We start from the raw sequence: 23272 nt of genomic DNA, 5'->3' as shown, positions 1-23272 counted from the left end.
TCAGTTTGCAGGTAATACCTGCTCGTTTTACGACTTCACATCTAGATCAAATACAATTAGCGTTAGTAATCACGGGCTTTGGCAATGTTTTGCTCTAATACCCGAACCACTGCGTCCGTCCTTTCATTCTCAGAAACCTGAGCAACCCCGACCCGCCACCAGCTCAGGTACTTATGCACCATGGTTTTCGGCAGGACTTTTATGTCGATTAGGGTTGAAATCGTCTGCAAACGGGCATCGGCCAATGCATCGATAAGTTGCTGTTCAGTGGAAACACGATATGTTTTACAACCATAGGCGGCTGCCAACATAGCAAAGTCTACCGGGACAAAATCACCATCTAATTGGCCAGTTTCTGGGTTACGGAAACGGAACTCAGTGGCATAACTGTCCATGCCATGTTCCATTTGGAGATTGTTGATACAGCCATTGGTCATATTGTCGAATAATACGACATTAATCTTGCAGCGCTCTTGAATGGACGTAACCAGCTCAGAATGCAGCATCATAAAGGCACCATCACCGACTAACGAATAGACTTCACGGCTAGGCTCTGCCAGCTTCACACCTAATGCAGCACTAACTTCATAACCCATGCACGAATAGCCGTACTCAACGTGATAGCCATTACTCCCTTTTGTGCGCCAAACTCTCTGTAAATCTCCTGGTAAGCTGCCTGCAGCTGCAACAATGACGGCATCTTGAGGTAATTGATTATTGAGCACGCCAAGCACTTGGCTTTGTGTCAAGAAAGAGCCTGTTTTATTGATGAATTCAGCAAACACTTTCTCGCGGTCTAAATGGTCATTAATTTCAGGGATGAAATCATCAGCATGATATTCCACCTGATAAACTCGTTGAGTCTCAGCGAGTTGTTCAGCCCGCATTCGGGCTATTTCACCGCCCCAGCCCGCATGATAGCCAGTATTACCCAGTTGTTGATGCAATGCTGATAATGCTTCACGCGCATCAGCCAGCAATTGCAAGCCGTCTAATTTACCAGCATCAAAAGCGCTGACATTAATATTCAGAAATGCAACATCCGGGTTCTGGAATAACCACTTAGACGACGTAGTAAAATCGGTGTAACGCGTGCCGACACCAATCACCAAGTCAGCCTGTTTTGCCAAGGTGTTAGCCGCCAGACACCCCGTTTCGCCAATGCCACCGAGATTAAGTTCATGTTCAGAGCTAATCGTACCTTTGCCCGCTTGTGTTTCTACCCACGGTAAACCAAAACATTCAGCAAATCGCTGTAACGCCTGACCGGCTTGTGAGTATTTTACTCCACCACCACACACCAGAATGGGCCTACGTTTTGAAGTAATCAAAGCGATGGCATCCGCAAGCATTACAGCACTGGCGGGGCGTCTATCAAGATGATGGATGCGCTTATTGAAAAAATAATCAGGATAATCATAGGCTTCAGCCTGAACATCTTGTGGTAAACACAGCGTCACCGCTCCTGTTTCAGCAGGATCTGTCAGTACCCGCATCGCATTAATACAAGCACTCATTAGTTGCTCTGGCCGCGTAATACGATCCCAATATTTACTGACCGGTTTGAATGCATCATTAGTGCTAATACTCAGATCATGAGATTGTTCAATCTGTTGCAGCACAGGATCTGGCTGGCGTGATGCAAATACATCACCAGGAAGTAAGAGTAACGGGATTCGGTTAGCTGTTGCAGTCGCGGCAGCGGTAACCATATTGGCACTACCTGGCCCGACAGATGATGTACAAGCATAGATTTGCTGGCGCAGCTTTTGTTTAGCGAAACCGGTAGCAGCATGGGCCATTCCTTGTTCATTTCGCCCCTGATGAACCACTAATTCACCACAATCTTGTTCCAGAGCCTGCCCAACCCCGAGTACGTTACCATGGCCAAAAATAGCAAAAATACCTTTGATAAATTTGATTTCCTGACCATCAACCAGCAGGAATTGATTGTCCAAAAACCGGACTAATGCCTGTGCCGTGGTTAGCCGAATCTTATTCATTTATCCATCCTTTGCTTTATTTGCGCGACCATGGTGGCTGAGATACTTCCAGCCTCTGGGGATACGTCTGCCGAAGAGAAGAAGCTGACTTGATGACTTCCACTATGTTGACGGCTGTTAAGTGAAACATAGCAGGGATTATAAACAAATATTTTTTTCATAAAATAACATTACAGAAGAAACATTTCATTCTGCGATGAGGATCAAATAATCAGGTAAACATTGAAACTATAAAGCCGACGTTTGTTACTCTCTGACGGCATCAATTAAAATCAATAAGGTATAGTCATAATCAATTGATAATATTATATATATATGACTTATTATCACGAATATACCTACCTCTAAAAGCCACCAACAGTTAGCCCAGTTCATTAATGTAAGTCTCATTTAGAGCCGTGATATCAGGCTTTTAGCCATGTCACATAACCGGGAAATAAATTTCATTTAATATTGAATTTGAAATATTTATTCCTCATACTGATTTCAGAAACGTGATTACAGCGGTCATTGTCGGGGTTTGCATTAATACAGAAGGAAATGGGGATGGGTACACAACACAAAGTGCTGGATGTCATATGTATCGGGCGAATTGCCGTCGATTTTTATGGGCAACAGATTGGTTCCCGGCTGGAAGATACCAGTACATTCGCCAAATATTTGGGCGGTTCGTCGGGTAATGTTGCTTATGGAACGGCGATTCAAGGCTTGAAGTCAGGGATGTTGGCACGTGTGGGTGATGAGCATATGGGCCGTTTCCTACGTGAAGAATTACAACGTGTTGGGGCTGATACCCGTTTCCTTATTACTGATAAACAACGCCTGACTGCTTTGGTGATTCTGGGTATTAAAGATCAAGAGACTTTCCCACTGATCTTTTACCGTGAAAACTGTGCGGATATGGCACTGACACCGGACGATATTAACGAATCCTATATCGCGTCATCACGCGCACTGGCTATCACTGGCACCCATCTTTCTCACCCGAATACACGCGCAGCGGTACTCAAAGCATTGGAATATGCACATAAGCATGGTTTACGAACAGCTCTGGATATCGATTACCGCCCAGTATTATGGGGCTTAACCTCCCTTGGTGACGGTGAAACACGTTTCATTGAATCAGAAAAAGTCACTCAGGAATTGCAGGAGGTTCTGCATCATTTCAATTTAATTGTTGGTACCGAAGAAGAATTCCATATTGCCGGAGGCAGTACAGACACACTAAAGGCCTTACAGAATGTGCGCAAAGCAACACAGGCAACACTCGTCTGCAAGCGCGGAGCGCAAGGCTGCTCAGTATTTGAAGGAGAAATCCCCAGCAGTTGGGAGTTAGTCAAATTGCATTCCGGTGTGCGTGTTGAGGTTCTCAATGTCTTGGGGGCGGGTGATGCATTTATGTCTGGCCTGCTGCGCGGTTACCTTAATGATGAAAGCTGGGAACAAGCCTGCCGCTACGCCAATGCTTGTGGCGCACTGGTTGTTTCGCGACATGGCTGTGCACCGGCCATGCCAACCAAGATTGAATTAGATGATTATCTCTGTCGTGAAAATTGGGTCCCACGCCCTGACCGTGATGATCGACTCAACCATTTGCATCGAGTGACCACTCGCAAACAACAGTGGCCAGAACTTTGTGTGTTTGCTTTTGATCACCGTAAACAACTCGCTGACATGGCTCGTGACGCAGGTGTGAGCGAGGACAGAATCCCTAAACTTAAAACATTACTGCTGCAAGCAGCACAGCAGGCCGCCCAAGAGTCTGGGCTGGAACATAAAAGTGGCATCCTGGCAGATACGACTTATGGTCAGGAAGCACTCAATGCTATTACGGGCCAAGGGTGGTGGATAGGCCGACCAATTGAACTGCCAAGCTCAAGGCCATTACGGCTCGAACATGGCAATATTGGTTCCCAACTTATTGATTGGCCGCTAGAACATGTTGTGAAATGTTTGGTTTTTTATCACCCCAAAGACAGTGCAGAGCTGCGCCAACAGCAAGATGAACTCATTCTTGATGTTTACCATGCTTGCTGTAAATCAGGGCATGAATTGCTGTTGGAAGTGATTTTACCTGAAGATAATAAAGATAAAGATGAACGCTATTATATTGAAACTATGGCACATTTTTATCAGCTAGGTATTCAACCAGACTGGTGGAAGCTACCACCTCTCAGTGCTGAAAACTGGCAACAGGTAGGGCAGTTAATTGAAACTCAAGACCCTTATTGCCGAGGTGTGTTAATTCTTGGCTTAGACTCTCCAGAAGCAATATTAAAAGCAGGTTTTGCCGCAGCAGCACAGGCCCCGTGGGTTAAAGGTTTTGCCGTTGGCAGAACTATCTTTGGGCAGGCATCCCGCCATTGGCTACAAGGCGAGTTGGATGATGCCGAGCTTATCTCACAAGTGAAACAAAATTATCAAACACTAATAAGTTATTGGCGGGACTATCGCCCCGTTCTCTGAGCTTGAAATTACTATAATGGCGCTAACGTGGGGACACGCTAGCGCCATTATGCTGCTATCTGCGCTGTTCATTCCGTATTAACCTGAAAAAACCCTGATTTTTGTCAAACTTCATAAACTAATGTCTTTAGGTTACAAGCATTTCCTTTAATATGCCTTTGTGGACTGATTCAAGTCGCAATGAAATAAAAGCAAATGCCAATATCAGTAAATGAAATTTTCCAACCACCTGTTAGAATATCTGACAGACATACCCAAAGAACTTGAAATCGCAGGTCAGTTGCAAGCGGTACATCCCTACAAGCTTACCTCGGTAGGAAATTTGGATGATTGAACTTAGTAGACAACCCTGCAACTTCAAGTACGAAGGGGATAACCTTGAATTTTCCTCTGCCGTGGGCCGAATGGATGAATAACCCAACTCAACTTTCATTGTTACAAGACCAAATTCGTCATCGTTATGAGACATTAAGCAAGCGTTTAAAACAGGTTGCTCGTTATATCTTAGATAACAGTAATAGCATTGCATTTGATACGGTTGCATCTATTGCAGCACAAGCCAGCGTACCACCTTCAACCTTAATTCGGTTTGCAAATGCCTTTGGTTTCAGTGGGTTTAATGAAATGAAACAGGTATTCCGTCAGCATCTGATGGAAGAAACTGTGAACTATACTGAGCGTGCGCGGCTATTCCGTCAAACATCGACCGATGGCAACACTGCGCCAGAAAAACCGGCTGAAATATTGAATGTATTTACGATGGTAAATGCACAAGCACTGCAACAACTAGCAGTACAAACCAGTGCCGAGCAATTAGATAGAGCAGTTGAGTTGTTGAATAACGCTGAAAATATCTATGTGATTGGTCTACGCCGCTCTTTCAGTGTGGCATCCTATTTGACCTATGCATTGCGTCACCTGGAACGGCGCGCTTTCTTGATTGATGGGCTAGGAGGAATGTTCGCTGAACAATTAAGCATGGTGAAACCTAAAGATGTGGTTATTGCCATAAGCTACTCACCTTATGCCCAAGAAGCATTAGAGCTGGTAGAATTAGGTGCAAAAAGTGGCGCACAACAAATTGCCATTACAGACAGCCAAGTCAGCCCATTAGCAGCATTTAGCGATGTCTGTTTTGTGGTGCGAGAAGCGCAGGTCGACGGGTTCCGCTCACAGGTTGCATCCATGTGCCTGGCACAAACACTGGCGGTTTCATTAGCACTGAATAACGCAAAAGAGTAAATCAGTAGAGAGGTTATCTGGGACGTCTGTTTATACCCCAAAGATCCGCAGAATGGGTAGGATCTCGCCTACCCATTTAATTTATGATCTGGCCAATCCTTGCAAAGGAATAGTCTATTTCTTATTTACTGGATATTGATCACCATTGATCCAAGCATGATCCTTTTCCCAAGTAAATTTCCATAGCCGCACCGGTCCAGCCATAACATTCAAATAATAACTATCATAACCTGCCAATGTAGCCACAGGGTGGTAACCCTTTGGTACTTTCACCACATCACGGTTATAAACTGGCATACATTCATCCAATGAGCGATCGTCGGTATACACACGCTGCATGCAAAAACCTTGCTCTGGATTCAACCGGTGATAATAGGTTTCTTCCAGATAAGTTTCATCGGTGGCATTTTCCTGATCATGTTTGTGGCTTGGGTATGAGCTAGTATTTCCTTCATCAGTATAAACTTCAACCACCAGCAAACTGTCCGCAGGCTCATTATCAGGCAGAATATTATGTACTAAGCGCTGGTTACGGCCCTTACCTCGCCGCTCCACACCCACATCTGCTGGAGTTATGAGACGGGAAGGTAAATGACCATGGCTAGGAGCGCGACAAACAGCCAACTCTATATCAGTCTCAGCTACAATTTTTACATGGTCATGATGTGGTACATAAACAGAATAAGGTGGTATTCGTTCAAACGGACTCATGCGTTTGCCAATATGTGGATACTCAGCACGCTGTGTTGAAACTGAAGCAATCCCTGCAACTAATACCAGACAGAGTTCATTATCAGCACTGTCCAGATCCAGCTTTTTTCCAGCGGCAAGGTGGTAGACATCAAATCCAACAAAACGCCAGCCTGCATTCTCTGGTGAAATATGTTGAATACGCCCATTCGCATCTGGTGCCTGACATTTGGCAAGCAGTGAAGACATGATGATTCTCCTGTTAACAACATGAAATAGCTCGAACAAACACCTTATAGTCGCATTAACCCAGCGTCGGCATGCTGTATTCTGAAACTGTTTGCTGGCCCGTTGGCCAGCGGGCGGTGGTTGTCTTCATGCGCGTGTAAAAACGCACGCCATCTGTGCCGTGGACATTTAATGCACCGAATACAGACCGCTTCCAACCGCCAAAACTATGAAATGCCATCGGGACTGGAACCGGAACATTCACACCAACCATCCCGGCCTGAACTTCATGAACAAACTGCCGGGCAAAGTGACCGCTACTGGTGAAAATGGCACTCCCGTTACCAAATTCATGACTATTGACAGTACTAATGGCTGTTTGATAATCAGGAACTCTGACGATACCTAACACCGGCCCAAAGATCTCTTCTTGATAAATCTTCATCTCCGGAGTGACATGGTCAAACAACGTGCCGCCTACATAGTATCCTTGCTCATGACCAGCGACTTTATAATTACGACCATCTGTGATTAACGTCGCACCTTCTTTAACACCTTGATCAATATACCCAAGGACTTTTTTCTGATGGGCGGCTGAAATTAATGGCCCCATTTCATTTTCTTCCCCACCTTGCTGCAAGCCAGGGCCGACACGTAAGCGAGCAATAAGTGGTTTGAGTTTTTCAATTAATTTATCTGCGGTGCTATCACCAACAACAACCGCGATTGGCAGAGCCATACAGCGTTCACCTGCGGAGCCAAATGCCCCCCCCATCAATGCATTTACAGTCGCATCGAGATCAGCATCTGGCATAATAATTGCCTGGTTTTTAGCCGCACCAAAGGCTTGAACTCGCTTACCATGAGCACTGGCGGTGGTATAAATATGCTCGGCAACGGTAGAGGACCCAACAAAACTCACGGCTTGAATTCGTGGGTCAGTACAAAGTTGAGCCGCGCTTTCATTTGAGCAGTGAACAACATTGAACACACCATCAGGTAGACCAGCTTCAGTCAGTAACTCAGCCAGACGTACTGAAGCTGAAGGGTCCAATGCTGGCGGCTTCAAAATGAAAGTATTGCCACAGGTTAATGCGACTGGAAACATCCACATCGGCACCATAGCAGGGAAGTTAAATGGCGTGATCCCCGCAACGACACCCAAAGGTTGCATCATTGAAAAGCTATCAACCCCGGTGCCAACATCTGCGGAATACTCACCTTTCAATAAGTGCGGGATACCGCAGGCAAACTCAACCACCTCCAACCCACGGGTAATTTCACCCAAGGCGTCGGAATAAACTTTACCGTGCTCACGAACAATTAATTCCGCCAGTTCATCGCGGTGCTGTTCAATAAGTGCTTTGAAATTGAACATAATACGGGCGCGACGCAAAGGGGTTGTCCGTGACCAATCAGCGAAGGCCTCATGAGCAACTCCGATAGCCTGATGCACTTCCTCAGCCGTACTTTGCGTTACCTGGCCTTCAACCAGACCAGTGGCTGGATTATGAATATCGGCAGTCTGGTGGCTGGAGCTCAGACAGTTTTTCCCGCCAATAAAGTTACTCACAATTTTCATGCTTCACCCTCTTTTTAACAGCGGCTATCGCAAGGGTCATTAAAAATGGCTAGTGCCAGACACCTAACGGACCATGCGCTCAATCAGTAAAGGCTATCTTGTGGTAGAGCCAAGATAGCCCGCAAGGCGACCAGCCGCCAGAAAGGCGAAAAACCAGCCGATATGCAGACTCTATTCTATTGAAAAAAAAGTTTCAAATAACTTTCTTTAGAAATTTTATTTTGTGCGATGTATCGCAAGTTCCTGTAAGGTGCCAGCAAGGCGACCAAAATATTCAGAACGCTTACGCATTACACCCATCCAACTGCATTTTCTAGATTTTCCATCCTAAATAAACTGCTAAAGTAAAAAATATAAGTGTCGCCACTCAGATTCCTGTCGCCTTAGATCGCCTTTGCAAGGGTTTTTATTACTCGATATTTGAGCTGAATCGAAAAATTAATATTTCGTTATTTAATAAAAATGAAATGAATGTTCTTATTCAATCAAGTATGCACGTTACTTCAATCCAACTCTTGCTCCTGCTTATTCCTCACAACAGGTCAATGCAGCAGGCTGGCGACAAAGGACACTAAACGGAGTTTTTATGGCATATCAACAGAAAAGGAATACCGGCTATGTGTTACGGATCTGCGGCATCGCCGCTCTCGGTGGCATCTTGTTCGGCTACGACACCGCTGTCATCTCCGGTGCGATAGATTCACTGAAAAGTTACTTTCACCTCAGTCCGGCAGAAACGGGCTGGGCAGTATCCAATGTGGTTATCGGTTGTATCATCGGGGCTTTTATCTCTGGCCCAATTGCTGGCCGTTGGGGGCGCAAAAAAGCCCTAATGTTGGCTGCAGCACTCTTTACCATCTCTGCTATTGGTGCCGCGCTGGCAACAACTTTCACTGTATTTGTTATCTATCGAATTATCGGTGGATTGGCTGTTGGATTGGCCTCGACGGTTTCGCCAATGTATATGTCTGAGGTTTCACCTAAAAATATGCGTGGGCGAGCACTGAGCATGCAGCAATTTGCCATTGTATTCGGCCAGATCGTGATTTTTTACGTTAACTATAAAATTGCCAGCCAAGCAACCGAACTATGGCTTATTGAATATGGTTGGCGTTGGATGATTGGCTCAGCTGTTATTCCCTGCGCACTATTTTGTATCTTTGTTTTCTTTATCCCTGAATCACCGCGTTGGTGTGTCATGGTCGGTCGAGAGGAACAGGCACTTGCCATGCTCACCAAGGTGTCCAATGCCAATCATGCCCAGAATGTACTGAACGAGATAAAAGAATCACTGGCACAAGATAGGCAACAACATAAGAACCGGTTGAACTATGGCGATTACAGAGTTCGCTTCATTATTTTTGTCGGCTGCATGTTGGCGATGCTGCAACAAGTGACCGGCGTTAACGTCATGATGTACTACGCTCCTGTCGTACTGAAAGTCGTCACCGGTAATATGCAAGAGGCATTATTCCAAACTATCTGGCTCGGTGTGCTTCAACTGGTCGGTTCTGTTATCGGTGCAATACTGATGGATCGCATGGGGCGCTTACCACTGATGCGTTTTGGGACTATCGGTACCATCCTTGGGTTACTGATAACCTCCTTCGCGCTCTACAACCAATCAACCGGATATCTGGCGCTATTTGGCATGCTGTTCTTTATGATTTTCTATGCACTCTCTTGGGGGGTCGGGACTTGGGTACTGATTTCTGAAATATTCCCCAACCGTATGCGGGCGCAGGGCATGAGTATTGCCGTTGGTTGTATGTGGGTCGCCAACTTCGCTGTTTCACAAAGCTTCCCGATGATGAATGACCAGCCTTACCTTTCATCTCAATTCCACGGTGCCTTCCCAATGTGGATTTTCGCTATTTGCTGCTTGTTTAGCTATTGGTTTATCTGCCGCTTTGTTCCTGAAACCAAAGGTGTGGCATTGGAGCATATGGAAGAGGCCATGCTGGCAAAAAGAGCAAAACAACCCTTACCCACAGCTATGCCGGTAACCCCCGGCAGGAGCAAATAACATGTCTATTGCCCAAAATCGTTTCTGCATTAATCGCAAAATCGCTCCCAATTTAAGTATTGAAAACTTCTTTCGTCTGGTTAAAAAGTGCGGATTAAATAAGGTAGAACTCCGCAATGACATGGCGAGTGGAAAGGTAACTGATGAGTTGACCACTGCACAACTTAATGCTCTGGCCGGTGAATACGAAATTGAAATTGTCACTATCAACGCACTGCAATATTTCAATTTGCCTGAGTACAGTTCTGCACTGCAGCAAGAAGCAGAAAACATGCTGAAACTGGCGCAAGCAATTCACTGCCAAGGGATTATTTTGTGTCCAAACTGTAGTGCCAGTGACCGGCGCTCAGTCGAGCAAAAAGAGCAAGACACGCTGAATGCGTTGTTGCTGCTCGCACCACTGTTTAAAAAATATCAGGTGACCGGACTGGTGGAACCTTTGGGTTTTGGTATCAGTTCATTACGTTCTCATCTGCTCACGCAATCGATCATTCGCAAGTCAGCCGCCCCTTACAAAATGGTGTTAGATACCTTCCACTACTATCTGAGTGATATTGCTCAAGCCGAGTTTGATGCGCATATCGATGTTAACACCATTGGTTTAGTACATCTTTCTGGTGTTGAAGAAACCCGTTTAAAATCTACACTGACGGATGAAGATCGCATCATGCTAAGTGAGCAAGATAAACTTAACAGTAAGCAGCAAGTTATGAATCTTGAGCGGCTGGGTTATCAAGGAATATATGCCTTCGAACCCTTTTCTTCACAGTTGAATACCTGGTCAGAAGCCGATATTGAAAGAGAGGTACGCAAGAGTATTGCTTATCTACAAAATGAATAGGTCGCCCTAATAGGTACAATTTAGCGCTTTATATTGGAATTTAAAATGTGTCATCGGGATACCTACTGACTCAGGCATCCCGAAATCGGCTGGATAACATGTCTATTTTCGCCGTTCCTTACCCTCTCACAGACTATTGAGTTCGTCGACCACACCCTCTAACAACCAGACTCGCGATACCAGAGAAAGTAATCAGAGCAACGACCCCCGTCCATCCCATTTTTTCCAACATCAGGCTACCTAAAGCAGAGCCAACAGCCATCCCAACAAATACACCGGTAAATAATAATGCATTGAGTCGACTACGAGCGGCAGGTTCCAAGCCATAAATAATGGTTTGATGTGCTACCAATGTGGCTTGAACCCCAAAATCAAAACCAATTGCACTAACAACAATAAGCCCTATTTGAAGTTGGAACGGTAACAAAGGTAAAAGAAACAGAGAAGCAAATGACAGTGTTGCCAGACCTGCACCAATCAGCGTCACGACTTGTGGCCCACGGCGATCTGCCAGTGTTCCCGCTAATGGTGCAGCTAGGGCACCCGCAGCACCCGCAAGACCAAATGCCCCCGCCACAGCACTGCCCAGATGATAAGTATCCTGTAACATCACAGCCAGAGTTGACCAGAAAGCACTAAACCCTACAGATAATAATCCCTGTGATAACGCAGCTCGACGTAACTCTTTAAACTGAAGCCATAGATGACTCATTGAAGCGAACAATGCGGGATAACTCAGTGTCGAGGTCGCAGGAACTCGTGGCAAGCGGCGCCATATCACAAGAGTGATTAAAATAACGGACAGCGCAGCCCCGATATACAGTGATCGCCAACCGAAGTATTCAGCAACAAATCCACTTAATACTCGTGACAGCAAAATTCCCAGCAGTAAACCCGTCATCACCGTTCCGACCGTTTTTCCCCTTTGTGCTGCTGAAGCCAACGTAGCAGAAGCCGGAACAATGTCCTGAGCCATCGTTGCCGAAATACCAATAACAAAGCTGGTGACTAATAGGCCACTCATACCCGGAACAAAACCGCTAAACAGCAATGCTGCTGTCAGCAAAATACCTTTCAATAGAATGATAATTCGGCGGTCATGACGATCACCCAGTGGAGCAAGTAATAATATGCCCAACGCATAACCAATTTGGGTCAGTGTCGGTATCATACCTACCGCGCCAACACGGGCATGCAAATCAGAACCCATGACACCCAGCAGCGGCTGGCTGTAATAAATTGATGCGACGCTAAGACCTGCACCGGTTGCCAACATCAGAACTGTTCGACCTGTAAGGGCCTGTTCAGGACTTGCGGTGTGGGTTGATGTGGATTGGATGACTGACATGATGGCTACCTGTAATGATATTGAGGCTGTATTTTTACGCGCTCGGATGCATCTTGGTAGTCGCACAGAGAGTAAAACTGTTATACGCTTGACGTATGAAAGAATCTAATTTAGCAAGCATTGATCGTATAGAATTAATGCAAACATTTATTCGTATCGTTGAGGCGGGGAGCTTATCCGCAGCAGCCATTCGTCTGGGAACAAGCCAACCAACCATTAGCCGCCGGTTACAAACACTGGAGCGTCTGCTTGGTTTGAAATTATTGCAACGTACCACGCATATTATGAAATTGACGGATGATGGCGAACGTTGCTTTGCCCATGCCAAAGAATTGGTTAAGAGCTGGGATGCAATGGCGGATGATTTGCGTAGTGCAACAGATGAACCTAGAGGGTTGCTGCGGGTGTTGGTTCCGCATGCTTTCGGGCAAGACCAGTTAATCCAACCACTTAAGGACTATCTGTATCGCTACCCAAAAATGTCAGTTGAGTGGATGCTAAACGATCGCCGCCCAGATTTTATTGCTGAAGGTATTGATTGTGCCATTCAAGTCGGTGCAGTAACCGACCCTTCGGTAGTTGCTATCCTGCTAGCTGAAGTACCACGTATCGTGGTCGCTGCACCTGAGTTATTAGGCAATCACCCCTTGCCCACTCACCCTGAGCAATTACAAAATTTTCGCTGGATTGCATTAAATTCGTTCTACCGCAATGAAGTTGTTCTGAGCCATAAAACGAACGGTGAGATTCAGCGTTTTTCAATTGAGCCGCAATTGAGTACTGACAGCCTGTATGCGTTACGCAACGCCGCATTGGCGGGGGTAGGTGCGGGAATTGCCTCAACATGGGTAATAAGCGATGACCTTACCCAAGGGCGATTAGTTCATCTGGCGCCAAACTGGCACGGGTTACCTTTACCCATCTATTTAGTTTATCCACACGCCAGTTTTTATCCTGCCAGATTACGCGCATTCCTCGATATTATGCGTCAAGCCATGCCAAGTTTGGCGGGAACACAACTTCCAAGTAAGAAATCCAAAGATATTGTAAAGTAGCAGGGCAATCAAATAAATCAGGGAGCTAAATGCCCCCTGATAAGATGACGATAAAAATACAATGGTATTTAAGATACAAAAAAATAAATATTAGCTAACGATGCTGTCCACTTTCTCAGCAAAGTCTTTCATACAATCGGCCATATATTGCTGAGTGACTTTTGTCACTTTTTCATAGTTGTTTGCTTGCCATTGCTCCAGCGGAGCTTTAATTGGTTTAGGTTCACAGGTGAAATACATTCCGCTTTTTTGCCAAGTCTCTTTATTTTTACTTAGACTAGTGGCATAACGTAATTCATAGTTAGTTTCTGAACCGGATAAATTCTCATACATTAGTAACCAGACACTTGGGCGTATTTCTATTTTTTCCATATAAAGATGTTTAGGTTTACCCGCCAGCCCTTTCTTTACTTCCGCTTCAATATTTGGCATGAAATAACCAATGCTTGGGTTACTTAAAACAACTATTTTCGTGCCTCTTAGTTCCTCTTTAGTAAACGTACCACCTGAAGCACTACCCGCAAATGCCTGAGCAACAAAAGTGACAACAGATAGACCCACAGCGGCAGCGGTATCCGCACGTGTCACTAGACGCAATGAGGTATCCGTAGCATGGCTGCCACCTGTCTCCAGCTTGTTATATGCAGAGATGGGTATTTCTGCGCCATTTTCACCACGAATGGCTTTCTTTTCGACTTCAGTATCATAAGGCTGTTTACCAGCACAACCTGATAACAATATAGACACCAATATAAGACAAAGAGATTTAGAGTATTTCACCATATAGTCCTTTAGATAGTCACTTAAATAAAAGTAAGCCAATATAGAATGCTTAACGATGTGTTTTATTAGAGAGAAGTTAACTCAATGTTATATATTGCTGTGTACATAAATATTTCAAGGCAAGATAAATTCATGCATAAGCTACCGATCATATCATCATCTTAGGAAATTTATTAAAGTAAAAAATATTTCATGCGGAAAATACAATTGGTAAAATTAATACTGTCATTAAGCCAAATTGGTTAGATAAAAAAATATTTTTTTGGTTAGTGTGAGATAAAATTATTTAATATGGGTTATTATTAACAAGTAAGGGATATTTCTATATAGAGAAATGCTTCACTCCAGCGTATTTTTTATGGCGCGATGAGAGGGTTCTCTTTAACTCAATCAGCTCGATTAATTGTCTTCCTGATTTAGGCGTGTCTATATGATAAAACCACTAAGGCTGACACTGCGGCTCTACTCTGTCAGATGCCATCTCAGACAATAACCATACTGAAAAATCCCGCATAGCGGCAGTTTCTGTGCGAGATTGTAGGCGAGTCAGCCAATATCCGCCCAAGCTAATCGTCGTGCTAAAAGGCTGGATGATACGTTCGCTGAGTAGTAGATGCGAAAACATGGACGGCGGAGCCAGAGCAACACCTATTTCTGCTTGCGCAGCTTCCAGCATACTCACCGACGAGTCGAACACCATGATTTGTTGAGAAGGTGAAGGTATGCATCCTCCAGCAGCAGTGAACCATGCTGACCATTCATCGCGCCGATAAGAGCGGAGCAGCGTAAATTTTTGCAGGTCATTAGGCTGGCGTAAATTTGCCGCAAATGAAGGCGCGCACAGAGGAGCCAATGGTGCATCGCACAAATATTGTGACTCGGTATCATGCCAAGCACCATTGCCATAACGAATAGCATAATCTAGCCCTTCAGCCACGACATCAACACGGTTGTTATGCGTAGAAAGTAATATATCCACATGTGGATAGCGCTGTTGAAAATTCCGCAGGCGGGCTAATAAGTAGCCGGTTGCAAACGTCCCAACAACACCCACCCTAACTTTTTCACGCATCACTCCAGCAGAAAAACGGTCTAGCGTGTCAGCGATACGATCGAAGGAATCATTAAGGATTGGTAGCAGGTTCTCACCTTCTGTTGTTAACACTAATCCGCGTGAAATCCGAATAAAGAGGCGACAATTGAGACGTTGCTCCAGCGCTTTGACCTGCTGGCTGATGGCTGCATGGGTGACATTTAATTCGATAGCAGCCTTAGTAAAACTTAACTGTCTGGCCGCAGCCTCGAAGGCACGAAGTGAATTTAAAGGAATATAACTGCGCACCATAGGCTCATCTGTTAGATTTTCTATTATCAAGTATCAAATATAATCGATTGTTATCCATAGTCAATCATCGCAAAATCTGCCGCACAAAAGGAGCCACACTGCTTGTCGTTTATCAATCTATGGAAGATTTACCCATGCTGAAAAAATCTATAATCAATACTTTAGTCTTTACCACCATCGCAACTTCTCCACTTTATGCCACGGCACAAACCATACTGACGGAGCAACAGGTCGCGGCTATCGTCAATAAAACTCTTAAGCCGTTGCTCGAACAACAGAATATACCCGGAATGGCTGTCGCTGTTTTTTATGACGGCAAGCCGCAATTTTTTAACTATGGTGTAGCGGATATAAAAGCCGGTATTCCAGTGACTGAAAATACACTGTTTGAACTTGGCTCGGTCAGTAAGACCTTTACCGGAATAGCCGGGGAATATGCCGCGCAAACCGGCATCATGAATCTTAATGATCCAGTGACAGAATATGCCCCTGAGCTAACGGGGAGCCAGTGGCAAGGTGTGAAAATGTTGCATCTTGCAACATACACCGCGGGAGGGCTTCCTCTTCAACTGCCCGATTCGGTGACAGACCAAAAATCGCTGTGGCAATATTATCAGCAATGGCAACCACAGTGGGCGCCAGGTGTAATGCGAAATTACTCCAATGCCAGCATCGGTTTATTCGGTGCGTTGGCGGTGAAAAAAAGCCAATTAACATTCGAAAACTACATGAAAGAGTCTGTGTTCCAGCCATTAAAACTGACACATACTTTTATCACTGTCCCTGAATCGATGCAGTCAAACTATGCGTGGGGATATAAGGATGGTCAGCCAGTACGTGTCACCTTGGGCATGCTGGGTGAGGAGGCCTACGGGGTAAAATCCACCACGAAAGATATGGTGAGATTTATGCAGGCCAATATGGAGCCAAACAATCTACCGACCGAAAACGATAAGTTAAAGAAAGCAATAGTCGCAGCTCAATCTCGCTATTTCCAAGCAGGGGATCTGTTCCAAGGATTGGGATGGGAAATGTATAACTGGCCTATCAATCCACAAACAGTCATTGCCGACAGTGGTAATGATATCGCGTTAAAACCGCGTAAAGTGGAGGAATTATTACCACCGCAACCAGCAACACCGGCATCCTGGGTTCATAAGACCGGTGCGACCAATGGTTTTGGCGCCTATATTGTTTTCATCCCGCAGGAGAAGATTGGCATAGTGATGCTAGCTAACAAAAACTACCCTAATCCTGTGCGCGTACAAGCGGCCTATAATATTCTTCAGGCGCTGCGTTAAGAGTCATGCTGCATTATTGCCTCTTAGTCTGATAAATCGGACTAAGAGGCTTTATTTCAACTATCGAAGTCGTTTTATTATTGCACCTGCTTCGCCGCTAATGCCTGAGCACAGGCCCAGCCAGAGCTCCAAGCCCACTGGAAATTGTACCCTCCCAACCAACCGGTGACATCAACCACCTCGCCAATAAAGTACAGACCAGGCACTTTATGGGCCTCCATAGTCTTAGAGGATAACTCTTGGGTATCTACACCACCGATGGTGACTTCAGCCGTACGGTAGCCTTCAGTCCCATTGGGTTGCACACGCCACTGTTGAAGATTGGCGACCAGTGCTGCTTGTTGTGGCGCATTTAATTGCTTTAGCGTGACATCTGGCAGTTGCTCCAGAGTTTGCAGACATTCAACCAACCGTTTAGGGAGCAGTTGAGCTAAGGTGTTTTTCAGCGTCTGATTTGGATGCACTTGTCGCTCATTGTTCAGGAAAGCATCTAAATCAGCATCAGGAAGTAAGTTAATGCTTACATACTCGCCAGCCTGCCAATAGCTTGAAAGTTGCAAAATTGCAGGGCCAGAAAGTCCCCGATGAGTGAATAAAATACTCTCGCGGAAGCTCACACCATTTTCTGCGGTAACTACGGCGGGCACAGAAACACCGGAAAGGGTTTGCAGATGCTCCAATAGGGGTTTATGCAAAGTGAAAGGCACCAATGCCGCGCGGGTCGGCAATACTTTTAAACCAAACTGCTCGGCCAGCTTATAACCAAACGGTGAAGCGCCCAATCCAGGCATAGACAGCCCACCAGAGGCCACTACAAGTGAGTTAGTACTCACTTTCAAATCGTTAATCTGGAGCAGGAAACCACTCTCATTTTTTTCGACCGACAGAACATCACTGCGCAGTCGAATGGTCACTTGCCCCAATTCGCACTCTTTTAACAGCAACTCGACAACTTGTTGCGCCGAATCGTCGCAAAATAATTGCCCCAGCGTTTTCTCATGCCAAGCGATACCATAACGATTCATCAGATCGATGAAATCCCACTGGGTATAACGCGCCAAAGCAGATTTACAAAAATGAGGGTTTTGTGACAGGTAGGCGGCAGGTTCTACAAACATATTGGTAAAGTTGCAGCGGCCACCACCGGACATCAGAATCTTACGTCCTGCTTTCTTGCCGTTATCCACCAACAACACCCGGCACCCTGCTTGCCCCGCCTGCGCCGCACAAAATAGCCCCGCAGCACCCGCACCTATCACTACCACATCAAACTGTTCCACTCTGAGCCTCACTGAGTCAGAAAATCATTGCTGCAAAATTGCCCGCTTTTAGTCGGTTTGCGTATTATTGAGTTCATTCGACCGACAAATTTGCGGCGGAAGATTGTAAGTCGCCCATCGACAGGAAGCCATAGTAAGAAAATGTCTCATACGGTAAAACTAAGTAACCTGCTGATATAACATGCATATGTTGTATAAAAAGATGAATTCATCTGCGGTCATGTCAAAAAAAGGTCATATTTTCCTTTTCCCCACCCCCCATTGTCACTGATAATGCGCCGCGTTCATGTCCACAAACTGGCGTAACGCTTATGCTACATCTTTTCGCTGGCCTGGATTTCCATACCGGCCTAATGTTAGTTCTTGCTTTGTTGTTCGTGCTGTTTTACGAAGCCATCAATGGTTTTCATGATACAGCCAATGCGGTTGCGACCGTAATTTATACCCGTGCCATGCGTTCACAAGTGGCTGTCGTGATGGCAGGGGTGTTTAACTTCCTCGGCGTGATGCTGGGCGGTTTGAGCGTGGCGTATGCCATTGTTCACCTATTGCCTACTGATCTGCTGTTAAACGTCAGTTCGGCACATGGGTTGGCCATGGTCTTCTCTATGCTACTGGCCGCGATTATCTGGAATTTGGGCACTTGGTATTTTGGTATCCCAGCTTCCAGTTCACATACGCTGATTGGTGCAATCATCGGTATTGGTTTAACCAATGCATTAATGACCAGTACATCTGTAGTCGATGCACTGAACGTTCCTAAGATGATTCAAATCTTCCTGTCATTAATCTTATCCCCGATTGTGGGTCTGGTTATTGCAGGGCTGATGGTGTTCCTGCTACGTCGTTACTGGAACGGAACCAAGAAGCAGCAACGTATTCACCTGACACCTGCTGAACGTGAAAAGAAAGACGGTAAACGTAAACCGCCATTCTGGACTCGTACTGCTCTGATCCTATCGGCTATTGGCGTGAGTTTCTCTCACGGCGCTAACGATGGTCAGAAAGGGATTGGCTTGATCATGCTGGTATTAATCGGTGTGGCTCCAGCCGGGTTTGTCGTGAATATGAGTGCTACAGGCTATGATATTGCCCGCACCCGCGATGCAGTGACTCATCTGCAACAATATTATCAACAGCATGTTGAGGTATTACCTCATGCTGTTGCGCTCAAGCCTCTGGTGCCGACACCGGAAACATTGCCGAATACACCAGTACAGTTCCACTGTGATAGCTCACGCGCCATGATAGCCATTGAGCAAGCACAAACACTGCTGGCTAATCTGCAAAGCTATGACGACCTGACAGTTGATCAACGCAGCCATATGCGTCGCTTGCTGATGTGTGTTGCCGAAACCGCAGGTACAGTGGCTAAACTGCCAGAAACCAGTGCGCAAGACCGTCGTTTCCTCAACAATCTACGTACAGATTTGTTGGAAACCGTGGAATACGCACCGACCTGGATTATCGTTGCCGTCGCTCTGGCCCTCTCTTTGGGAACCATGGTTGGCTGGAAACGTGTTGCGGTCACTATCGGTGAGAAAATCGGTAAGAAAGGCATGACCTACGCACAAGGGGTTTCTGCTCAGATGACTGCCGCAGTGTCTATCGGTATTGCCAGTTATACCGGTATGCCAGTATCGACCACACAAGTGCTCTCTTCCGCTGTTGCCGGGACCATGCTGGTTGATGGCGGCGGTGTGCAGAGTAAGACGGTGAAGAACATTATGTTGGCGTGGGTATTAACCTTGCCAATCTCTATTCTTCTTTCCGGCGGGTTGTATTGGATAGCGTTGAAGTTTATCTAAACCGAGCGAATGGATAGTTGTCACAGTGCGCCTTGGTGCAGTGCTGTGATGATACTGAAAGGTCATCGAGCCGGACGGTAAGCGTAAATAAAGGCGGCCTTATTAGGTCGCCTTTTTAGATTTTTTTATGCCAAAAGTTCATACTAATACCACAGCATTAAGCCCACCAGACTGACCACGACTAAACCACATAATGCGCTGGTCAGGATAAATTGCCCACGTAGCCTCTCGCAGCGGCGAATAAACTCCGGATCATGATGATCAAGATAACGTTGAGCAAAGATATAACCGACTAATCTAATTTGCTTGCTCGGCTGACCGTGGGAGGTAAAAAAACCACCGCCATCAACATACTGATACAGCAACGGGTCGCAACCACGTAAGACCACTAACAAAGCACGTAGTGATGAGTAATAACGTGCCATATTAATCACACATACCACACACAAAGCCCAAAAAAGCGCGACGGTACTGATCATAATCATCCTCCCAGCGATATCACACGCATTAAGGCCAGTTGCCTGTTCCTTTTGCGCCATCGCTCACTCTAGCCGATACAAACACCCCCAGGGCATCAAAAGCCACCCCCTATCGTTCGCTTTTTGACGGTGGCTCGATGCGTTTTCGCGCGACACACTATCCGAACGTGTAGGACTCCCTCTATGAGTGTAGGAAATGAAATGAAAAATAGCCTGATAATCTCTAAATTAAGCCTTATCTCGCCGCGGTTAAGAACCGATGAGTACTAACTTATATTTAATCTCATTTGTTGGAGATGGCGTTTAATCCACACAGAGATTGTCTAAATATTAATCTTTCTTAACTAACACCCATAGATTCGACAGCCGCTTTTTATAAGCTATATTTGCATCACAAATATGAAATTCCATTCATCGGGATGATTTATCGGCGCTATACTTAATGTAATGATCTGCTTTAAATTCAATCAATCTGGCGGTGTACCAAGGTAATGAGTGGTAGAGTTTGACTCTTCCTTGGTGTAAAAATAGAGACGCTGATTTTAGTGATCATCATCAAAACAGTGTGTTGTGATCCGTGAAACACTTCAGTTAGGGGTCATAATGCTACTATGTCGATATAGCGTTAGCACCCGTTCAACAGGTTGAATGTTTGCTTACCCATTAATTAACATTATGGAAGGAGTTTACTTATGGCTTACAAACACATTCTGATTGCGGTTGACCTATCTCCGGAAAGTAAGGTGTTGGTAGAAAAAGCGGTCTCCATGGCCAGACCGTACAATGCCAAAGTTTCCTTGATCCATGTTGATGTTAACTACTCAGATCTCTATACCGGCCTGATTGACGTTAATCTTGGCGATATGCAAAAACGCATTTCTGAAGAAACTCATAATGCGTTGACTGAGCTGTCACAAAACGCAGGCTACCCTATTGAGCAAACGCTAAGTGGTAGTGGTGATTTGGGGCAGGTCTTGGTTGATGCCATTAAGAAATATGATATGGACTTGGTATTATGCGGCCATCATCAGGATTTCTGGAGTAAGTTGATGTCTTCAGCGCGCCAGTTAATCAATACCGTACATGTCGATATGCTCATCGTGCCACTGCGTGATGAGGACGATAACGAAGATAATTAAAACTTTCCGATGCTGATTCTCTCCTAAACGCCCGCATATGCGGGCGTTTTTATTGCATTTCCTTGTATCTGCCCGACAACACTCTGTTGTTAATAAGCACACTAAGTTTCGTCAAAAATCCCTTGCTGTCTGAATATAAAGCGATGATATAGTCAAGGATGCACAACATCGTCTCCTCACAGTTTTAATAATAATAATTCGTAGGGAGAGTCTTAATTGGTACAAGGAATTATTAGTGATGAATGGTTTAACCTCTCTGGAGTCGTTTTTAGAATCTTTACAACAACGTGATGCCAACCAACCAGAATATCTCCAAGCTGTACGTGAAGTTTTTACCTCACTTTGGCCCTTTCTGGAACAGAACCCACATTACCGTGAACAAAGCTTACTGGAACGTTTAGTCGAACCAGAGCGCGTTATTCAATTCCGTGTGGCTTGGACTGATGATCAAGGAAAAGTTCAGGTTAACCGAGCATGGCGCGTTCAATTTAACTCTGCGATTGGCCCTTATAAGGGTGGGATGCGTTTTCACCCCTCAGTAAACTTATCAATTCTTAAGTTCCTCGGTTTTGAGCAGACATTTAAAAATGCGCTGACAACATTGCCAATGGGCGGTGGTAAAGGCGGTTCTGATTTTAATCCGAAAGGAAAAAGTCAGGCTGAAGTCATGCGTTTTTGCCAAGCCTTGATGACTGAGCTTTACCGTCATCTTGGCCCAGATACCGATGTTCCTGCGGGAGACATTGGTGTTGGCGGCCGTGAAGTGGCCTTTATGTCCGGTATGATGAAGAAACTGTCTAATAACACGGCTTGCGTCTTCACCGGTAAAGGTCTTTCTTTCGGCGGCAGCCTCATTCGCCCGGAAGCAACCGGTTACGGTTTAGTTTATTTCACTGATGCCATGCTAAAACGCCACGGTTTAGGTTTTGAGGGCAGAAAAGTCTCTGTTTCTGGCGCGGGTAACGTTGCTCAATATACTATCGAAAAAGCCATGGAGCTGGGCGCTCGCGTCATTACGGCTTCTGATTCTGGCGGCACAGTGGTGGATGAAGCCGGCTTTACACCGGAAAAATTAGCCCATCTGGCTGACATTAAAAATAAACGTTATGGTCGCATCGAAGACTATGCTCGCGAACGTAATCTGGTTTATTTGGCCAACCAACAGCCATGGAATGTGCCCGTTGATATCGCTTTGCCTTGTGCAACACAAAATGAGCTGGATTTACCTGCCGCTCGCCAGTTGATTGCGAATGGCGTGAAAGCCGTTGCCGAAGGCGCGAATATGCCGACGACAATTCAAGCGACAGATGCTTTCCTGGAAGCTGGCGTGCTGTTCGCTCCGGGTAAAGCAGCCAATGCTGGCGGCGTTGCCACATCCGGTCTGGAAATGGCACAGAATGCGGCTCGTCTGAGCTGGAAGTCAGAAAAAGTTGATGTCCGTCTGCACCACATTATGTTGGATATTCACCAGTCTTGTGTTGAACATGGTGGTGAAGGTAAGCAAACGCATTATGTGCACGGTGCCAATATTGCCGCCTTTGTTAAAGTGGCAGATGCCATGCTGGCCCAAGGTGTGCTGTAAATAATCCTTATTCCCATATTCTTTGCGAAGGTAATACAAAAAGAATATGGGATATTTATTTTTATCATTAACCC

Annotated in this window: 17 protein-coding genes; 9 read left to right on the top strand and 8 right to left on the bottom strand. The window is 45.5% G+C overall.

Going from position 1 to position 23272, the window contains the following annotated elements:
* Positions 1-62: 62 nt before the first annotated feature.
* The gene (gene iolD, locus ACIOG0_RS00645) at positions 63-2003 is read right to left on the bottom strand and encodes a 3D-(3,5/4)-trihydroxycyclohexane-1,2-dione acylhydrolase (decyclizing) (protein WP_050140023.1); all 1941 of its coding nucleotides are present in this window, start codon (positions 2001-2003) and stop codon (positions 63-65) included.
* A gap of 546 nt (positions 2004-2549) precedes the next feature.
* On the opposite strand from iolD, the gene iolC reads away from it, so the two are divergent.
* Both iolC and ACIOG0_RS00635 read left to right on the top strand, forming a co-directional pair.
* Positions 2550-4469: a bifunctional 5-dehydro-2-deoxygluconokinase/5-dehydro-2-deoxyphosphogluconate aldolase gene (gene iolC / locus ACIOG0_RS00640; protein ID WP_050295715.1), complete on the top strand. Its 1920-nt coding sequence runs from the start codon at positions 2550-2552 to the stop codon at positions 4467-4469.
* 408 nt (positions 4470-4877) lie between these two features.
* A complete protein-coding gene (locus tag ACIOG0_RS00635; RefSeq protein ID WP_004707148.1) occupies positions 4878-5711 on the top strand; it encodes a MurR/RpiR family transcriptional regulator in 834 nt (277 codons plus the stop codon).
* Between the two features lie 114 nt (positions 5712-5825).
* On the opposite strand, the gene iolB is transcribed toward ACIOG0_RS00635, so the two are convergent.
* A complete protein-coding gene (gene iolB / locus ACIOG0_RS00630) occupies positions 5826-6650 on the bottom strand; it encodes a 5-deoxy-glucuronate isomerase (protein WP_128451427.1) in 825 nt (274 codons plus the stop codon).
* 55 nt (positions 6651-6705) lie between these two features.
* The gene (locus tag ACIOG0_RS00625; protein ID WP_050140025.1) at positions 6706-8211 is read right to left on the bottom strand and encodes a CoA-acylating methylmalonate-semialdehyde dehydrogenase; all 1506 of its coding nucleotides are present in this window, start codon (positions 8209-8211) and stop codon (positions 6706-6708) included.
* A gap of 586 nt (positions 8212-8797) precedes the next feature.
* Between ACIOG0_RS00625 and ACIOG0_RS00620 the strand changes: the two genes are divergently transcribed.
* Together ACIOG0_RS00620 and ACIOG0_RS00615 are read left to right on the top strand one after the other, a co-directional pair.
* On the top strand, positions 8798-10237 hold the full coding sequence (locus ACIOG0_RS00620; protein ID WP_050099508.1) for a sugar porter family MFS transporter: 1440 nt from the start codon (positions 8798-8800) through the stop codon (positions 10235-10237).
* Between the two features lies 1 nt (position 10238).
* Entirely contained in the window at positions 10239-11078 is an 840-nt protein-coding gene (locus tag ACIOG0_RS00615) for a TIM barrel protein (protein WP_050099507.1), read from the top strand.
* Positions 11079-11211: 133 nt separating this feature from the next.
* Here ACIOG0_RS00615 and ACIOG0_RS00610 read toward each other — a convergent pair whose 3' ends face one another.
* Complete coding sequence (locus ACIOG0_RS00610) at positions 11212-12426, bottom strand: MFS transporter (RefSeq protein ID WP_050295705.1); 1215 nt, start codon at positions 12424-12426, stop codon at positions 11212-11214.
* A gap of 95 nt (positions 12427-12521) precedes the next feature.
* On the opposite strand from ACIOG0_RS00610, the gene ACIOG0_RS00605 reads away from it, so the two are divergent.
* Positions 12522-13481, top strand: a complete 960-nt coding sequence (locus tag ACIOG0_RS00605; protein WP_050099505.1) for a LysR family transcriptional regulator — start codon at positions 12522-12524, stop codon at positions 13479-13481.
* 90 nt (positions 13482-13571) lie between these two features.
* Here the strand turns inward: ACIOG0_RS00605 and ACIOG0_RS00600 are convergent, their stop codons facing one another.
* Both ACIOG0_RS00600 and ampR read right to left on the bottom strand, forming a co-directional pair.
* Positions 13572-14261 carry a hypothetical protein gene (locus ACIOG0_RS00600; protein WP_050099622.1) on the bottom strand — a complete coding sequence of 230 codons (690 nt, stop codon included), beginning with the start codon at positions 14259-14261 and terminating at the stop codon, positions 13572-13574.
* 445 nt (positions 14262-14706) lie between these two features.
* Positions 14707-15609, bottom strand: a complete 903-nt coding sequence (gene ampR, locus ACIOG0_RS00595) for a LysR family transcriptional regulator AmpR (protein WP_050099504.1) — start codon at positions 15607-15609, stop codon at positions 14707-14709.
* 134 nt (positions 15610-15743) lie between these two features.
* On the opposite strand from ampR, the gene ampC reads away from it, so the two are divergent.
* Entirely contained in the window at positions 15744-16910 is a 1167-nt protein-coding gene (ampC, locus tag ACIOG0_RS00590) for a class C beta-lactamase (protein ID WP_128451428.1), read from the top strand.
* Between the two features lie 77 nt (positions 16911-16987).
* Here the strand turns inward: ampC and ACIOG0_RS00585 are convergent, their stop codons facing one another.
* Positions 16988-18190: an NAD(P)/FAD-dependent oxidoreductase gene (locus ACIOG0_RS00585; protein WP_050099502.1), complete on the bottom strand. Its 1203-nt coding sequence runs from the start codon at positions 18188-18190 to the stop codon at positions 16988-16990.
* 311 nt (positions 18191-18501) lie between these two features.
* Here ACIOG0_RS00585 and pitA point away from each other — a divergent pair, with 311 nt between their 5' ends.
* Complete coding sequence (gene pitA / locus ACIOG0_RS00580) at positions 18502-19998, top strand: inorganic phosphate transporter PitA (RefSeq protein ID WP_050099501.1); 1497 nt, start codon at positions 18502-18504, stop codon at positions 19996-19998.
* A 143-nt stretch (positions 19999-20141) separates the two neighbouring features.
* On the opposite strand, the gene uspB is transcribed toward pitA, so the two are convergent.
* A complete protein-coding gene (gene uspB, locus ACIOG0_RS00575; RefSeq protein ID WP_005187112.1) occupies positions 20142-20477 on the bottom strand; it encodes a universal stress protein UspB in 336 nt (111 codons plus the stop codon).
* A gap of 692 nt (positions 20478-21169) precedes the next feature.
* Here uspB and uspA point away from each other — a divergent pair.
* Together uspA and gdhA are read left to right on the top strand one after the other, a co-directional pair.
* Positions 21170-21616: a universal stress protein UspA gene (uspA, locus tag ACIOG0_RS00570; protein WP_050099500.1), complete on the top strand. Its 447-nt coding sequence runs from the start codon at positions 21170-21172 to the stop codon at positions 21614-21616.
* 238 nt (positions 21617-21854) lie between these two features.
* Positions 21855-23198 carry an NADP-specific glutamate dehydrogenase gene (gdhA, locus tag ACIOG0_RS00565; protein WP_050099499.1) on the top strand — a complete coding sequence of 448 codons (1344 nt, stop codon included), beginning with the start codon at positions 21855-21857 and terminating at the stop codon, positions 23196-23198.
* The last annotated feature ends 74 nt before the right edge of the window (positions 23199-23272 follow it).

The organism is Yersinia vastinensis, assembly GCF_044905075.1.
In the GTDB taxonomy this organism is placed as follows: Bacteria; Pseudomonadota; Gammaproteobacteria; order Enterobacterales; family Enterobacteriaceae; genus Yersinia; species Yersinia vastinensis.
This window is presented reverse-complemented; position numbering and strand designations above follow the sequence as displayed.